Annotated in this window: 14 protein-coding genes; 7 read left to right on the forward strand and 7 right to left on the reverse strand. The window is 63.9% G+C overall.

What is annotated here, in order from left to right; genetic code table 11:
- Positions 1-40: 40 nt before the first annotated feature.
- Positions 41-1,378: a KamA family radical SAM protein gene (locus VNC39_RS06090; protein WP_325397209.1), complete on the reverse strand. Its 1,338-nt coding sequence runs from the start codon at positions 1,376-1,378 to the stop codon at positions 41-43.
- A 572-nt stretch (positions 1,379-1,950) separates the two neighbouring features.
- Here VNC39_RS06090 and VNC39_RS06095 point away from each other — a divergent pair.
- Positions 1,951-2,430, forward strand: coding sequence for a hypothetical protein (locus VNC39_RS06095; protein ID WP_325397211.1), 480 nt, complete (start codon positions 1,951-1,953; stop codon positions 2,428-2,430).
- Between the two features lie 67 nt (positions 2,431-2,497).
- Here VNC39_RS06095 and VNC39_RS06100 read toward each other — a convergent pair whose 3' ends face one another.
- Entirely contained in the window at positions 2,498-3,151 is a 654-nt protein-coding gene (locus tag VNC39_RS06100) for a BON domain-containing protein (RefSeq protein WP_325397213.1), read from the reverse strand.
- A gap of 130 nt (positions 3,152-3,281) precedes the next feature.
- Between VNC39_RS06100 and VNC39_RS06105 the strand changes: the two genes are divergently transcribed.
- Entirely contained in the window at positions 3,282-4,265 is a 984-nt protein-coding gene (locus VNC39_RS06105; RefSeq protein WP_325397215.1) for a zinc-dependent alcohol dehydrogenase family protein, read from the forward strand.
- 156 nt (positions 4,266-4,421) lie between these two features.
- On the opposite strand, the gene VNC39_RS06110 is transcribed toward VNC39_RS06105, so the two are convergent.
- From VNC39_RS06110 to VNC39_RS06130, 5 genes are all read right to left on the reverse strand, one after another.
- Positions 4,422-5,546 carry an ABC transporter permease gene (locus VNC39_RS06110; protein WP_325397217.1) on the reverse strand — a complete coding sequence of 375 codons (1,125 nt, stop codon included), beginning with the start codon at positions 5,544-5,546 and terminating at the stop codon, positions 4,422-4,424.
- 203 nt (positions 5,547-5,749) lie between these two features.
- Positions 5,750-6,886 (reverse strand): ABC transporter permease, encoded by a 1,137-nt coding sequence (locus VNC39_RS06115; RefSeq protein WP_325397219.1) that lies wholly within the window; start codon positions 6,884-6,886, stop codon positions 5,750-5,752.
- The gene (locus VNC39_RS06120) at positions 6,883-7,812 is read right to left on the reverse strand and encodes an ABC transporter ATP-binding protein (RefSeq protein WP_325397221.1); all 930 of its coding nucleotides are present in this window, start codon (positions 7,810-7,812) and stop codon (positions 6,883-6,885) included. The genes VNC39_RS06115 and VNC39_RS06120 overlap by 4 nt, the downstream gene beginning before the upstream one ends.
- Positions 7,809-8,741 (reverse strand): ABC transporter ATP-binding protein, encoded by a 933-nt coding sequence (locus VNC39_RS06125; RefSeq protein WP_325397223.1) that lies wholly within the window; start codon positions 8,739-8,741, stop codon positions 7,809-7,811. Before VNC39_RS06125 ends, VNC39_RS06120 begins: the two co-directional genes overlap by 4 nt.
- On the reverse strand, positions 8,738-9,814 hold the full coding sequence (locus tag VNC39_RS06130; protein WP_325397225.1) for an HlyD family secretion protein: 1,077 nt from the start codon (positions 9,812-9,814) through the stop codon (positions 8,738-8,740). Before VNC39_RS06130 ends, VNC39_RS06125 begins: the two co-directional genes overlap by 4 nt.
- Positions 9,815-10,068: 254 nt before the next feature.
- Here VNC39_RS06130 and VNC39_RS06135 point away from each other — a divergent pair, with 254 nt between their 5' ends.
- The 5 genes from VNC39_RS06135 to VNC39_RS06155 all read left to right on the forward strand — a co-directional run.
- Complete coding sequence (locus tag VNC39_RS06135; RefSeq protein WP_325397227.1) at positions 10,069-10,539, forward strand: host attachment protein; 471 nt, start codon at positions 10,069-10,071, stop codon at positions 10,537-10,539.
- 221 nt (positions 10,540-10,760) lie between these two features.
- Positions 10,761-12,584 carry an ATP-dependent zinc metalloprotease FtsH gene (ftsH, locus tag VNC39_RS06140; RefSeq protein ID WP_325397241.1) on the forward strand — a complete coding sequence of 608 codons (1,824 nt, stop codon included), beginning with the start codon at positions 10,761-10,763 and terminating at the stop codon, positions 12,582-12,584.
- A 78-nt stretch (positions 12,585-12,662) separates the two neighbouring features.
- Positions 12,663-13,241 carry an NnrU family protein gene (locus VNC39_RS06145; protein WP_325397229.1) on the forward strand — a complete coding sequence of 193 codons (579 nt, stop codon included), beginning with the start codon at positions 12,663-12,665 and terminating at the stop codon, positions 13,239-13,241.
- Between the two features lie 230 nt (positions 13,242-13,471).
- Entirely contained in the window at positions 13,472-14,422 is a 951-nt protein-coding gene (locus VNC39_RS06150) for a 3-hydroxyacyl-CoA dehydrogenase NAD-binding domain-containing protein (RefSeq protein WP_325397231.1), read from the forward strand.
- The coding region (locus VNC39_RS06155) for an alpha-hydroxy acid oxidase (protein ID WP_325397233.1) at positions 14,419-15,272 on the forward strand (854 nt) is incomplete at its 3' end. The genes VNC39_RS06150 and VNC39_RS06155, both read left to right, overlap by 4 nt.

The following is a 15,272-nucleotide window of genomic DNA, read 5'->3' on the forward strand; positions in this document are numbered from 1 at the left end:
TGAGCAATGTTCGCAATGTTCATGGGGGCGAGGCCTCCGCTTAGGACGAAAGCGGCAGGGCGGCGAGGCGGTTGGCGTCGTTTGGCATGGGGAACCAGGGAACGTCGCCGGTAAAATCGCCGCATCGGATCTCGGCCATGATGTCTGCGCGTGACCGGAGCTGCCAGGCTTCCTGCCCCGCGCGCGGCAGGCAGCGGACCGGATCGAAATATTCAAACATCTTGCCGGGGGCGACGACCGGCGCGGTGAACGAGGAAATGCCGTATTTTTCGATGTAAAACTCGGCGCTGTGCACGTCGCGCTTGCCGGCCGGCGTATCGACGATGAAGAGCGGCGTATTGAAGCCGGCGGTGGCGCCGCGGACCTCTTTCTCCAGTTGCTGGGCCTGCCTGAGCGACACGCGGAAATGCTCGGTGCCTTTCACCATGTCGCAGAGATAGACGTAATACGGGTGGATATGGAGCCAGCCGAGGCGCTTGATGAGGGTGCGCAGGGTCTCGGCATCGTCGTTCACGCCGCGCAACAACACCGCCTGGTTGCGCACCAGCACGCCGCGCGCATGCAGGCAGCGCATCACCCGCTCGACCAGCGGTGTGATTTCGGCGGGGTGGTTGAAATGCGTGTGGAGGCAGACTTCCTTGAACTGCGCGCGGGCCTGGTCCATGACTGCAAGCAGGGCTTCCACCCAGCCATGGTCGGTGAGGAATTTCATCGGCTGCACCGACACCGCCTTGGTGGCGAAACGCAGGCGCCGGACATGTTCGATGCGCAGCAGGGCATCGCCGAGTTCCTTCACGTGCGCGGCCTTCAATCTTGCCACGTCACCGCCGGAGACCACGACATCCTCGATTTGCGGATGGTCGCGGATATAATCGAGCGCTGCCTGCCAGTTCTTCGTACTGGTCACGTGTTCTTTCTGGACCAGCGGCGTATCCGTGCCGACCGCGTAGCTGCGCGTGCAATATTGACAATAGACCGGGCAGACGGCGGTGACGAGAAACAGGACCTTGTCCGGATACCGATGCACCAGGCTGAGCGTTGGTGAGTGGCTCTGTTCTTCCAGGGAATCGACGACCAGGCAGGGATGGTCGTGTTCGAGCTCGGAGAGCATCGGCATGAACTGGCGCCGGATCGGGTCGCGCGCCGCGTTCGACCAATCGATGAGCGAGACGATGTAGGGATTGACCCGCAGCGACATGCCGACTTTGGCGAGGCCCGCTTCGATTTCGGTCATCAGCTCTGGCGCCACCAGGCCTTCCAATGTGCTTCTGATCTGGTGGGGATGAATGAGCGCATTCTTGTCTTGCCATAACGAGTTCTCGAAGACCTCCGGCGCGAGGTCCTGCCAGATTTTGAAGCGTTGCCAATCGTAAGACATGACGATCCTTTCCGATCTTTGCGACGTTTGGCTGTTGACAGGAGGAGGCTGAAATCGCCTCACCGCGCCACGCGCGTATGGTTGTTGGCGTGCGTCAAGGCTCGTTCAAGGTTGGTTATTCCCTGAAATTCAAGCCATGGCCGTCGCTTGATGAAAAATAATGGACGTTGGGAACTATCGAACGTCGCTTATAGAGCCGCGAGTTTTACCACGCCCGTTCCATTTCCGCGCCACAATAACACGGCGTCAGAGCGGTTTCGTTCGGAAGCGGCTGCGCCTGTCCCGAAATCGTTTTGTTCAAAGTGCATTACCGAAATTATAAGGTCCGGATTTTTAAGGTTGCGACATCAAAATAAAGAAAAAACTTTTCTGAAAAAAGTGTCAAGCTTCAATTTGCTTGCATCGTATAATTTGTGATATTTATCAGCTTGATTATTTATACAACAACGCGAAATTGCATGATATTCCCACAAGAAATAGGAATGGTGTCATAGATCGTGTTGTTTTATCGATTGTCGTCGTGATCTTAGGTTGATCACGCCTCATCATAAATTTCGCAGGGAGTCTCCGCCATGGCAGCTTTATCTTGTTTGTCGTTTTTGTTCCGGAAGAAGCGCGGGGCGGCCGGTCGTCTCCTGTTTCCCGTGACCGTTGCGATCTTGGCGGCGGGGGCGTTGCTGGCCAGTTGCGCCAATGCGAACAGCTCGGATGTTTCCGGCTTTCGCGGCGAGGCCGATGGTTGGGTTGGAAATTGTCCCGCGCAGCTCGCGGTCGGTACGCCGACCGGCGGCATGATCGATGCAACGCTGACCGTGCTATGCGACCAGAAGCCGGCGGTCGAGGAAACGATGAGCGGACCGTATGTGCCGAACAACGGGCATTACCATGCGGTCGTCACGGCGATCAAAACGGCACCGAGTTTCAGTTACGATCAGGATAAGAATTTTGACCTGGCCTTGATCTCAGACGGTTGCATGATGTCCGGGACCGTTACGGATGCAGATGGAACCAACAATGTCACCTTTAATTCCCTGGCACAAAATTGCCCGTGAACGCACCGTTCGACGTTCCTGGTGCCACGACGGTTCGCGCGGATGCGGGAACCGTCGCGTAGCGCGCTCAACGCCCCAGGGTGATCTGGTCCAGAACCCGGGTGACGCCCGGCGCCGACCATGCGGCGGATTCCGCCACCGACCGTTCGTGCCAGGATTTCACGTTGCCGGTCAGGGTCACCGTGCCGCCGCTGGCCGCGACATGGATGTTTTCCGCCTCGACCTGCGCATTGCGGTGCAAAGCGGCCTTGATCCGCGTTTCGATGTCTTTTGGTGCGAGATGCGGCTTGACGGCGATCGCATTGGCCACGCCCCGGACACCGCGTATATGATGCGCGTCTTCGCCGGCAAGATCTTTCTGATATTGCCAGTCCAGATTGCCGGTCAACGTGACATAGCCTTGCTCGACCTTCACCTGCACCGCATCCGACGGAATGGCGCAGTGCCAGCGCAACACGTTGATGATGCTGAGCGCGATGTCTTCGTCGGAACGCTGGTCCAAAGCCGGCAATTCGATGGTGAGCTCCTCGGCGATCCCCTTGACGCCTTTCACACGGCGCGCGGCGCGCTCGGCGGCGAGCTTCTGCATGTAATTTTGCACGTGGCCGGAAAGGGTGACGATGCCGTCATGCGCGGCGACGCCGATATGCGCGGCTTCCACGGTCGGCTCCCAGGCAAGCTCAGCGAGAACGTCCTTCTGCAATTGTGCGTCCGTGATCATGATTTTCTCCGTTGGACATGAGCCGCAAGGATAAACGCGGCCGGGTCCGGGGGGCATTGATCGGCATCAAGAGCCCGTGACGTTTTCGGGGCTAAGAATGCTTGGCCGACAAAGCCACGGAGATCGCGCCATGCATGCCATGCGGTTGCCCAGACCCGGAGCGGGCCTGGTCTGGACGGAATTGCCGGACCCGGAACCGCAACAAGGAGAGGTGCGCGTCCGCGTTTGTGCCTGCGGCGTCTGCCGGACGGATCTGCATGTGCAGGATGGCGAATTGGCGGCGCAGCGTTACCCGATCATTCCGGGGCATGAAATCGTCGGGCGCATCGACCGGCTGGGGCGCGGCGTGACCGGGCTGGAGGAGGGGCAGCGGGTCGGCATTCCCTGGCTCGGGCATACATGCGGCAATTGTTTTTATTGCCGTAGCGGCCGGGAGAATCTGTGCGACCATCCGGAATTCACCGGCGCCACGCGCGATGGCGGTTACGCCACCGCCGCCATCGCCGATGCGCGCTATGTGTTTCCCTTAGGGGAGGCGGGCGAGGATGCGGCGTTGGCGCCGTTGTTGTGCGCGGGGTTGATCGGCTGGCGCGCGCTCAGCGCCGCGGGCGAGGGAAGGCGCCTCGGCCTGTATGGCTTCGGCGCCGCCGCGCATATCATCGCCCAGCTCGCCCGCGCGCAGGGACGCTCGGTGTTCGCTTTCACCCGGCCGGGAGACGAGGCCGCCCAGGAGTTTGCCAGGAGCCTGGGGGCGTGCTGGGCCGGCGGGTCCGACCAGGCGGCGCCGGAACCGCTCGATGCCGCGATCATTTTCGCCAGCGTCGGGGCGCTGGTGCCGGCGGCGCTCAGCGCCGTCCGCAAGGGCGGAATCGTGGTCTGCGCCGGCATCCATATGAGCGACATTCCCGCGTTCCCTTACCGTCTGCTGTGGGAGGAACGCCAGCTCCGCTCAGTGGCAAACCTTACCCGCCAGGACGGGTTGGATTTCCTGCGCGCGGCGGCACACCACAAGATCGTCACGCATGTGCGGCCTTATGCCTTGCGCGACGCCAACCAGGCGCTGGCCGATTTGCGCGCCGGGGCTTTCTCAGGGGCGGCGGTGTTGAAGGTGTAGAAAGGCAAGGGAAAGGAAGGAGCCGCTTTTTAAAAAAAGCGGCGCAAAAATTTTTATGACTCGGGGCCATGGGCGTTGTCGCGGACAATGCTCATGGCCCAGAGTCATAAAGTTTTTTTGCTACTTTTTGTTCACAAAAAGTAGTGCTTTCTACCCCTAATCCAACGACTTGCGGAAGCGCAAAACGCTCACCCCCAGCATGGCGGCGCCGAGCAGCGCCAGCGCCGTGAGCGACGGCCACAGCACGCCTACGCCGACGCCTTTCAAAAACACCGCGCGGATCACGATGAGAAAATAGCGCAGCGGGTTCACCAGCGTGCACCATTGCATGATTTTCGGCATGGCGGCGATGGGGAAGGCGAAGCCGGAGAGGATGAACAGCGGGAACACGAGAAAGAAATTGAGCGCGAAGGCCTGTTGCTGCGTCTTGGACACGGTGGAGAGCAGCAGCCCGAAGCCGATGGCGGCGATGAGGAACAGGAATGTGCCAAGCAGCAGCACCAGGGGGCTGCTGACGAAGGGGATGTGGAACCACAGCACGCCGAGTACCGTGATCAGCGCGACATCGAAGCAGCCGATGATGAAATACGGCACGGTCTTGCCGAGAATGAACTCCAGCGGGGTAATCGGGCTGACCATGATCTGTTCCAGCGTGCCCAATTCGCGCTCGCGCACGATCGCGAAGGCGGTGAGGCTTACCACCTGGATCAGGGTCAGCGTGCCGATGACGCCGGGAATGAAGAACCAGCGGTCCTCCAACCCGGGATTGAACCAGGGGCGGGGCTGTAAGGTGATGGCGAGGCTGCCGGGCGCGGCGCCGGAAACCGGGGGAGAGGGCGCCATGTCGGCCTGATATTGCGCGACGATCTGGCTGATATAGCCGAGCGCGATCAAGGCGGTGTTGGAGTTCGTGCCATCGACCGCCACCGCCAGCGGCGCGGTCTCGCCGTTATTCAGATGCTGCGCGAAGCCGGCATGGATGATGATGGCCGCGACCGCGTTGCCACGGTCGATGTCACGCGTCACCTGTGCCTGGGTGGCGGCGATATCCACGAGGTCGAACCGCCCATTGCCGGTGAAATACGAGATCAGCGTGCGGCTGGCCTGGCTGTGGTCGAGATCCAGCACCACGGTCGAGACATGGTTCACCGTGAAGGTCGCGGCATAGCCGTAGATGAGCACCTGCACCACCAGCGGCATCACCAGGCGGAACATCGCCCAGGGGTCGCGCCTGAGTTCCAGAAACTCCTTCATCAGCATGACCTGGATGCGCTGCCACATGTTAAGGCCTCAGGCTGACAATTGAAGAAAGTGGCCGCTTTTTAAAAAAAGCGGCGCAAAAACTCTTATTATGCTGGGGCATGGGCGTTGTCAGCGCCAATGCCCGCGGCCCAGCATAAAAAAGTTTTTTTGCTTCTTTTTGTTCACAAAAAGAAGCGCTTCCTTCCGCTTTCCTGCATATGATCGATCGTAAACCATCAGCCTCAATCCAGCCGCTTGCGGAAGGCGCGCGCCGCCAGCCAGATGATGATGCAGGCGGTGACGACGAGCGCGAAGACCGGCGCCGCCAGCCAGGCGAGCGGGCTGCCTTTCAGGAACACGGCGCGCAAGATCGTCACGTAATAGCGCGCGAACACGATCAGGCTGATGGCCTGCACCGCCAGCGGCATCTGGTCGAGCGGAAACGTGTAGCCGGAGAGCATGGTGGTCGGCAGCAGAGTGACCAGCAGCGCCACCTGGCTTGCCCCCACCTGGTTATGGATGCGCACCGAGAGCAGATAGCCGATGCCGAGCACGACCAGTGCGAACAGGCCGGTGGTGACGGTCAGGGCCAGCAGGTTGCCGCGGAAGGGCACATGAAACCAAAAGACGGTCGCGGCGAGGCAGAAGGCGGCGTCGAGCATGCCGATGAGAAAATACGGCGCGAGCTTGCCGAACATCATTTCCAGTGCGGTCACCGGCGTGGAGATCAGCTGCTCCATCGTGCCGCGCTCCCATTCGCGCGCCACGGTGAGGGAGGTGAGCTGCGAGCCGACCAGCGCCAGGATCACCGCCACCACGCCGGGCACGATGAAATTGCGGCTGTCCAGCCCTTCGTTGAACCAGACGCGCGGCTCCAGGTCGACCACGCCGCGCGTCGGCGCCGGCAGTGCGTGCGCCTGGCCCCAGCGTGACTGGAAATCCGCGCTCGCCTGGGCGATGATGGCCTGCGCATAGCCGGTGGCGATGTTGGTGGTGTTGGCGTCCGTCCCGTCGAACACAATTTGCACATTCGCGGCCCCGGTGCTCGTCAACACGCGGGTGAAATCCACAGGAATCGTCAACGCGCCGGCGCAGGTGCCGCGATCCATGGCGGCGCGCAAGGCGGGTTCGTCGGGCAGGCGGGAGACGACATCGAACCAGCCGCCGTCGGTGAAATCGGCGACCAACGCGCGGCTGATCTGGCTCTGCTCCTGGTCATAGACGCAAAGCGGCACGTGCCGGATATCGAGGCTGACGCCGTAGCCGAGCAGCACCATCTGCATCGCCGGCATCAGCAGCGCCACGGCGAGGCTGCGCGGGTCGCGCCAGACCTGCAGCGTTTCCTTGTAGGCGATGGCGGAGAGCCGGCGCAGTTTCATGACGACGCCGCGCGGTGCGAGACCAGCTGCACGAACACGTCCTCGAGGCTGGGCATGATCGGCCGTGGCGCGGTGGCGGTGATGTTTTGCGCGCGCAGTTTTTCCGGCAAGGCAGGGGCGTCCTGCGCGTCGTGCAGCAGCACATGCAGCCCGTCGCCGAAGACCGTGGCGTCGATCACGCCCGGCATCTGGCGCAAGGCGGCCAAAGCGGCGCCCAGAGGCGTGCCCTCCAGCTCGAACAGCGCCCCGCCCAGATGGCGGCCGCGCAGCGTGCCGGGGCTGCCCATCGCGACCAGATGCCCCGCATCGATCAGCGCGATGCGGTTACAATACTCCGCCTCGTCCATGTAATGCGTCGAGACCAGGATGGTGACGCCGTCTGCCGCCTGGGCCTGGATCAGGTCCCAGAAGCGCCGCCTTGCCTGCGGCTCCACGCCCGAGGTCGGCTCGTCGAGGAACAGCACCGGCGGCCGGTGCAGGATCGCGCACCCCAAAGCGAGGCGCTGCTTCCAGCCCCCGGCCAGCGTGCGCACCAGCGCCTCCTCGCGGCCCGCCAGCCCGGCCATGTCGATGGCGAATGCGCTGCGTGTTTCGAACTCGGACGCCGGCACGCGATACAGCCCGGCAAAGAAGCGCAGATTTTCCCGCACGGTGAGGTCGGGATAGAGCGAGAATTTCTGCGACATATAGCCGATATGCGCGCGCACCGCCTCGGGCTGGCGGGCGATGTCGAACCCGGCCACGCTGGCGGTGCCGGCGCTCGGCCGCAACAGGCCGCAGAGCAGCCGGATGGTGGTGGATTTGCCCGCGCCGTTCGGGCCGATGAAGCCCACCACCTCGCCCGGGGCGATGTCGAGATCGAGCTGATTTACGGCAATGAAGGCGCCGAATTTCTTGGTCAGGCCGCGGGCGAGGATCGCGCTCATGAAGCCGGCTCCGTGTCCAGTGCGACGAACACGTCTTCGATGCTCGGCCGGATGGGAGCGATGTCCGCGCCGCTGACGCCGCGCGCGGCCAGCCAGGTTTGCAGGCAAGGCAGGCGGCGCGGCGCGTCATCCACCCGCACATGGACGCGGTCGCCCATCAGCAGCAGGCCGAGCACGCCCGGCGCGCCCTCGAGCGCCGCCTTTACCGCGCGCGGGTCAGCCGCGCTCACGGCCAGCATCATGCCCGGCATCATCTGCTTGAGCCGCGCCGGCGTGTCGCAGCGGCGGATCTCGCCGTGCCCCATCAGCGCCAGCCGCGAGCAGCGTTCCGCCTCATCCATATAGGCGGTGGAGAGCAGCGTGGTGACGCCGCTGTCGCGCAGGCCATACAGGATCGCCCAGAAATCGCGGCGCGAGACCGGATCGACGCCGGTGGTCGGCTCGTCCAGCAGCAGCACCTCGGGCGTGTGGATCAGCGCGCACACCAGGCCGAGCTTCTGCTTCATCCCGCCCGAGAGCCGGCCGGCCAGGCGCGCGCGGAACGCGCCGAGATTGGCCGCCGCCAATAATTCACCCTCGCGCCGCCGCCTGAGGGCGCGCGGCACGCCGAACATTTCGGCATAGAAAAAAATATTCTCGGCGACCGTCAGGTCTTCGTACAGGCCGAAACGTTGCGGCATGTAGCTGAGTTTCTCTTTCGCCGCTTCGGGATCGGCCACCACATCGACGCCGGCGATGATGATGCGCCCGGTATCCGGCGGCAGCACGCCGGCCAGCATCCGCATCATCGTGCTTTTGCCGGCGCCATCCGGCCCGACCAGGCCGAAAATTTCGCCGCGCCGCACGCTGAGACTGACCTCCCGCACGGCACACACCGTGCCGAACCGCCGGCTCAGCCCCGCGGCGAAGATCGCGATGTCGTCGCTCATGGCTTGGCCGGCCCGAGCAGCCGGATCGTCGCATCCGCGGGCATGCCCGGCAGCAGCTCATGGCTCGGATTGTCGATATCGATGCGGATCCGGTACACCAGCGTCACCCGTTCCGCGAAGGTCTGCACGGTTTTCGGCGTGAATTCCGCTTGCGGTGAAATGAAGCTGATGCGGCCGTGATAGACATGGCCGGGATAGGTGTCGGTGGTCACGTCTACGGCCTGGCCGAACCGCACCTTGCCCAGGTCCGGCCCGTTCACATAGGCGCGCAGCCAGACATGATCGAGATCGTCGAGGCTGAAGATCGGCACGCCCGGCCCGGCGAGTTCGCCCAGCTCCGCCTGCCGGACCGCGATCACCCCGGCAAAGGGGGCACGCAGCACGGTGTAGCCGAGCGTGATCTGATCCAGGAGCAGCCGCTCGCGCAACGCCGCCACATTGGCCTCGGCCAGGCCGACGGCCGCCTGCCCGGCCAGCACCATTGCCTGGTCATGCGACAGCAAGGCGGCGGATTGGCGGGCGGCGGTCTCCGCCCGGTCTCGCTCCTGCACGGAGACCGCGTTGCTTTGCGCCAGCCGCGCCGCCCGCGCGGCATCGCTCTGCTTCTGCGCGAGATCGTAACGGTCGCTCGCAACATTGCTCTGCGCTGCGGTGAGATTGTTCTCGCTCTGCGTCACCTGCGCCATCTGCACTTGCAGATTGCTGGAGTCGATCTGCACCTGCTGCCGGTAGAGCCGGTCATCGACCCGCGCCAAGATTGTTCCGGCGGCGACTGTTGCGCCTTCGTCGAAGGGCAGGAAGACGATCGGCGCCTGCACCTGGGTAAAGCTCAACAGGCTCTCATGCGCCTCGATGTTGCCCGAGGCGGTCAACACGCCGGCCACCGGCCGGGGGCCGAACACGGCATCGCGGGCGCCGGGCCAGAACCAGAGGGCCAAGACCGCTACCGCCGCCAGCGCGAGCAGCGCGGGCAGAAGCAATCTGCGCCGGCGTTGCGGCGCCAGGAAAGGGCGAGCGGCCGCCGGCGTAGCGGCGGGACGGTCGCGCGGTTCCGTGGGGTGGATTTCATCCATGGCCTACGCCCTCTGCCCGGCCAAGGCCCGGATCGCCGCACTTTGCATCATGTTTGCCAAAACGTCCTCTGCATGAGCGGACCGTAGAGGCAGGACAGGGCGGCTTCCTTGATATGACGCAAAGTGACGCCCATCGGCAGGCGGATCATTTCGCGCGCCCGGGTTTGACCTGCGTCATATCGGCGCCGCCCGGGCGGACTTAGAGCTGAAATACGAGGATGCAGGTTCTTGCAGGCGCGATGAGGAGGCAAACAATGCCGAAGCGGTCAAATCTGGTGATTATGCTGGCCGATGGCGAACATGCCCGCCTGGTTCGCCGTGATGCCCATGGCGTGTTGAGAACGGAGCAGACATTCGATTCGATCGCCGCCCATAAGCGGTCAGGCGATCTGGGCACGGATGCGCCCGGAGCCTCGTTCCATAGCGATGCAACGGCGCATCATGCGTTCACCCCGCGGCACGATCTCCACGAATTGGAAAAAGCGCAATTTGCCCGGTTCGTCGCCCAGCAGCTGAACGGCATGGAAGGCAAGGGCGCCTTTGACGCTTTGCTCATCGTCGCCTTGCCCGACACGGCCGCGGCGATCGAAAGCGCGCTCAGCGGCGCCGTGAAAACCACCCTTCGCGGCACGGTCAACAAGGATCTGGTGAAGACGGTGGACGATCAGCTCGCCGCCCATCTCAGCCCCTGGGTATCTGCGCCGACGCGTAATGTTCGCCCATAGCTCATTGTGAGGGAAGGATTAAAAACATGATGCTGTTTCTGGTGACGTTTCTCGCCTTACTCCTCTGTGTGGCGATGCGCCCGGCCCGGGCGGTCGCGCCGCGGCGCGTCAGGGTTGATGAGCCGCGCCGAGGCCGGCGCGGCTGACGCGCGCGTGCCATGGCCGAGCCGCGCGACAACCCGCCGTCGAACGTCAAAACCGCTCTGACGGTATTCGGCGTCATGGTTTCATTGTTGTTGCTGCTCGGCCTGCTCCCGCTGTTTTTTTCGCCTCCGTCTACCGAGATCCCCTACAGCCAGTTCCAGTCGCTGCTCGCCGCCAACGAGGTGGAAAATCTCGTCGTCAGCCCCAACACGATCAGCGGCACATTGAAACATCCCAGCCCCGGGCAATCGGATCGGTTCGTCACCGACCGGGTGGACCCGGCGCTGGCCGCTATGCTGGAGAAGAGCAAAATCACCTTCACCGGCCAGCCGGCCTCCGGCCCCTTGGTCGCGCTGCTCGGCTGGTTGTTGCCGATTTTGCTCTTCAGCGCCGTTTTCTATTTTGTTTCGGGCGGCCGGCTGGGGGGCGCAAGCGGGATTCTGTCCATCAGCAAGAGCCGTGCCCGGGTTTATGCGGAAGATGACGTGCCTGTTCGCTTTGCCGATGTCGCCGGCGTGGACGAGGCCAAAGCCGAGCTCGAGGAGGTTGTGGAGTTTCTGAAAGCGCCGGCCGATTACGGCCGGCTTGGCGCGCATATTCCGAAAGGCGTGCTGCTGGTCGGCCCGCCCGGAACCGGAAAGACCCTGCTCGCGCGGGCCGTTGCCGGCGAGGCGGGGGTGCCGTTCTTCTCCATCTCCGGTTCGGAATTCGTCGAGCTTTTCGTCGGCGTCGGCGCCGCCCGCGTGCGCGATCTCTTCGAACAGGCGCGCCGCCGCGCACCCGCGATCATTTTCATCGACGAGCTGGATTCCCTCGGCCGCGCCCGCAATGCCGCCATCCCCGGCAGTAATGACGAGAAGGAGCAGACGCTCAACCAGCTTCTGGCGGAAATGGACGGGTTCGATCCCTCCAGCGGCGTGGTGCTGCTGGCGGCCACCAACCGTCCGGAGATTCTCGACCCCGCCTTGCTGCGCGCCGGCCGGTTCGACCGCCAGGTGCTGGTCGACCGGCCGGACCGCAGCGGCCGGGCCGATATTTTGCGGCTGCATATCCGCAAAGTGCGCCTCGCGCCCGATGTCTCGCTCGAGGATGTCGCCGCCATGACCCCGGGCTTCACCGGCGCCGACCTTGCCAACCTGGTGAACGAGGCGGCCTTGCTCGCCACCCGCCGGCGCGCCGATGCCGTCACGCTCGAAGATTTCAACCAAGCTTTGGAGCGCATCGTCGCCGGCCTGGAAAAGCGTAGCCGCCTGCTGGCGCCGAAGGAGCGCAATGCCGTCGCCTATCATGAAATGGGGCACGCCATCACCGCCATGGCCCTACCGGATGTCGACAAGGTGCAAAAAATATCGATCATCCCGCATGGTATCGCCGCGCTCGGCTACACCATCCAGCGCCCGCTGACCGACCGTTTCCTCATGGAGCGCGGTGAGCTGATCAACCGCTTGACCGTTCTGCTCGGCGGCCGGGCCGCGGAGTCCCTGGTGTTTGCGGATATTTCCACGGGCGCGGCCGACGATCTGGCGCGCGCCACGGAAATCGCCCGCAGCATGGTGGTCCGCTACGGCATGGATGAGAAGCTCGGCCAGGTCACGTACGAAACCGAGCCTTCTCCCATACTGACGTCGGGTGGCATGATGGATTACCGGCCACGGCGGTACAGCGAACAGACGGCGGCTGCCATCGACATGGCGATTCACGATCTGCTCGACGATGCCTATGGCCGGGCCCGCGCGATCCTGAAGCAGAATTTGGCGCTCCTGCGTGACGGCGCCGCGGAGCTGCTCGCCCATGAAACCATTTCCGGCGCCCGCCTCAGTGACATCGAAGCCGCGGTCCTGCCTGCCAGGGACGAAATATTTTTGCCCCGACGTGAAATCCCGACCCGGCAGGCGGGGTGAAGCGCGTTTTGCTCCTCTGCCGCAACTCAGATACAAGCGAAAACGAAATGAATATGGCCGGGGAGTTGCGGCGCCATCATGCTTTTGCTGATTTTGGGTTTGATCATCTTTCTCGGCGTCCACTCGCTCGGGATTTTTGCGGAAGACTGGCGGCGGCGCCAGATTCTGCATTTCGGCGCGGCGGGCTGGAAGGGGCGTTTCGCGCTGGTGTCCTTGGTGGGGTTCGTCATGATCATCGTCGGCTTCGGGGAAGCGCGGGTGACGCCGGTATTGATCTACGCGCCGTCCGATTGGCTCCGCCATCTCAACATACTTTGGACGCTGATTGCCTCCGTCCTGGTGGCCGCGGCCTACACGCCGGGTAACCGCATCAAGGCGCGGATCGGCCACCCGATGCTGGCGGGCGTGGCGATCTGGGCCTTCGGCCATCTGCTCGCCGTCGGCACGCTGAGCGACGTGGTGCTGTTCGGCGCCTTTCTGGTCTGGGCGCTCGTGGATTTCGTGGTCTCCAGCCTCCGTGACCGCCGCGATGGGACGGTTTACCCCCCGGGCTCGCGGCAAGGGGATATCACCGCCATTACGGTGGGCGTGGTCGTTTGGATCGCCTTCGCGATCTGGCTGCATCGATGGCTGATCGGCGTGAACCCGCTGGCGTAAGAGACAGGAAGGCAGGCAAGGAAGCGCTACTTTTTGTGAACAAAAAGTAGCAAAAAAACTTTGTTAATTTGGGCCGTGGTGGTTTCAACGCCTCGGGCCCAGCGTCAAAAAAGTTTTTGCGCCGCTTTTTTCAAAAAGCGGCTGCTTTCTTCCTCTTAACGCCGCCTCCCTTGATAAGTCAGACGGGATGCCCAAAACTGCCGCCAAATATAATGGGAGGGGCCGGGCACATGGACACTGGCAGCAACAAGATTGAACATATCGGCATCGTCGGCGCGGGGCTGATCGGCGCGCATTGGGCCGCGTATTTTCTGGCGCAGGGTTTTGCGGTTTCGGCGTTCGATCCCGACCCGCGCGCGGCTGCGCGCCTTGCCGCCACCGTCGCGGATATATGGCCGGCTATGGAGCAGGCGGGGCTGGTGCGCATCGCCGGCGCGCCGTCCGCGGTGGCTTTCGCGCCGCTGCGCGAGGTTTGTGGACGCGTGCAGTTCATCATGGAGAACGGGCCGGAAAGCGTGGCGGCGAAGACGGCGCTGATCGCGGAGATCGACGCAATGACCGCGCCGGAGGTGATCATCGCCAGCAGCAGCTCTTCTTTGCTGCCGAGCGATTACCAGAGCCAGGCGGCGCATCCCGGCCGCGTGCTGGGGGCTCATCCGTTCAATCCGCCGTCGCTCATTCCCTTGGTCGAAATCGTACCCGGCCGGCTGACCAATGCGGGGTCCGTTGAACGGGCGATGAAATTCTTTGCCGCGATCGGCAAGCATCCGATTCATGTGCGGCGCGAGCAGGCCGGGTTTGTGGCCAACCGGATGACCGCGGCTTTGTACCGCGAGGCGGTCGATCTCGTCGCTTCCGGCGTGGCCACGGTGGAGGATGTCGACGCGGCGATCTGCCAGGGGCCGGGGCTGCGGTGGGCCTTCATGGGGCCGCATCTTCTCTATCATCTGGGCGGCGGGGAGGGCGGGTACCGGCATTATCTCGAACATCTCGGCCCGTCCCAGGAAGCCCGATGGGCCACGCTGCGGACCTCGCCGCTGACGCCTGCCTTGCGCGAGCAATTGATCGCCGGCGTCGAAGACGAATTGCGCGCTTTGCGGATGGATGAGCCGGCGCGCCAACGCGACCAGGGGCTGGGCGCCCTGCTGCGGCTGCGCGCGGCGATGGGAGACAAGCCATGAGCGCGTCTTCGGCGAAAACGGTTGCGGAACGCGGCGTGAAGACGGAGGCGCGTGCCGCGCCGCAGGTCGCGCGTTCGCTGCGCCGCTATCTGTGTTTGGACGATTTCGAACCGGTCGCGCGCCGGCGGCTGCCGCGCCAGATCTATGGCTATTATGCCGGCGCGGCGGAGACGGGCGCCGCTTTCAGGGCCAGCCGGGACGCGTATCAGCGCTTCGCGCTGCTGCCGCGCGTGCTGGTGGACACACGCGCCCGCTCGACGGCGAAGACATTGTTCGGCAGCAGCTACAGCCTGCCCGTCGGCATCGCCCCGATGGGCATTTCCGGGCTCTCGACGTTCCAGGGGGACCTTGTGCTGGCGCAGGCGGCCCGGGACGAGCAGGCTTTGATGGTGGCGAGCGCAACCTCGCTCATGCCGTTGGAGCGCCTGAGCGCGGAAGGCGGCGCGCGCTGGTTCCAGACCTATCTGCCCGGCGAGCCGGAGCGGATCGAGGCCATGCTCGCCCGCGTGGCGGCAGCGGGCTTTGAGACCCTGGTGCTGACGGTGGATGTTCCCGTCTCCGCCAACCGCGAGAATAACGCCAGGACCGGGTTCTCGATGCCGCTCAAGCCCAGTTTTCGGCTGCTGCTGGACGGCATGAGCCATATGCGCTGGTCGCTGGGGACCTTCGGGCGGACGTTGCTGCAGGGCATGCCGCGCTTTGAAAACATGGATGCGTTCCGGGGCCCGGCGATCCTGTCCCGCACCGTCGAACGAGCGCTCGGCGCACGTGACGGGCTCTCCTGGACGCATCTGGCGCTGATGCGCCGACGCTGGCCGGGCAAGCTCGTGATCAAAGGCATCCTTGCGCC

The organism is Acidocella sp., assembly GCF_035535915.1.
In the GTDB taxonomy this organism is placed as follows: Bacteria; Pseudomonadota; Alphaproteobacteria; order Acetobacterales; family Acetobacteraceae; genus Acidocella.

Coding starts and splice junctions, on each gene's coding strand:
- VNC39_RS06090 (WP_325397209.1), bottom strand. CDS start 1,378: ATGTCTTACGATTGGCAACGCTTCAAAATCTGGCAGGACCTCGCGCCG.
- VNC39_RS06095 (WP_325397211.1), top strand. CDS start 1,951: ATGGCAGCTTTATCTTGTTTGTCGTTTTTGTTCCGGAAGAAGCGCGGG.
- VNC39_RS06100 (WP_325397213.1), bottom strand. CDS start 3,151: ATGATCACGGACGCACAATTGCAGAAGGACGTTCTCGCTGAGCTTGCC.
- VNC39_RS06105 (WP_325397215.1), top strand. CDS start 3,282: ATGCATGCCATGCGGTTGCCCAGACCCGGAGCGGGCCTGGTCTGGACG.
- VNC39_RS06110 (WP_325397217.1), bottom strand. CDS start 5,546: ATGTGGCAGCGCATCCAGGTCATGCTGATGAAGGAGTTTCTGGAACTC.
- VNC39_RS06115 (WP_325397219.1), bottom strand. CDS start 6,886: ATGAAACTGCGCCGGCTCTCCGCCATCGCCTACAAGGAAACGCTGCAG.
- VNC39_RS06120 (WP_325397221.1), bottom strand. CDS start 7,812: ATGAGCGCGATCCTCGCCCGCGGCCTGACCAAGAAATTCGGCGCCTTC.
- VNC39_RS06125 (WP_325397223.1), bottom strand. CDS start 8,741: ATGAGCGACGACATCGCGATCTTCGCCGCGGGGCTGAGCCGGCGGTTC.
- VNC39_RS06130 (WP_325397225.1), bottom strand. CDS start 9,814: ATGGATGAAATCCACCCCACGGAACCGCGCGACCGTCCCGCCGCTACG.
- VNC39_RS06135 (WP_325397227.1), top strand. CDS start 10,069: ATGCCGAAGCGGTCAAATCTGGTGATTATGCTGGCCGATGGCGAACAT.
- ftsH (WP_325397241.1), top strand. CDS start 10,761: ATGGTTTCATTGTTGTTGCTGCTCGGCCTGCTCCCGCTGTTTTTTTCG.
- VNC39_RS06145 (WP_325397229.1), top strand. CDS start 12,663: ATGCTTTTGCTGATTTTGGGTTTGATCATCTTTCTCGGCGTCCACTCG.
- VNC39_RS06150 (WP_325397231.1), top strand. CDS start 13,472: ATGGACACTGGCAGCAACAAGATTGAACATATCGGCATCGTCGGCGCG.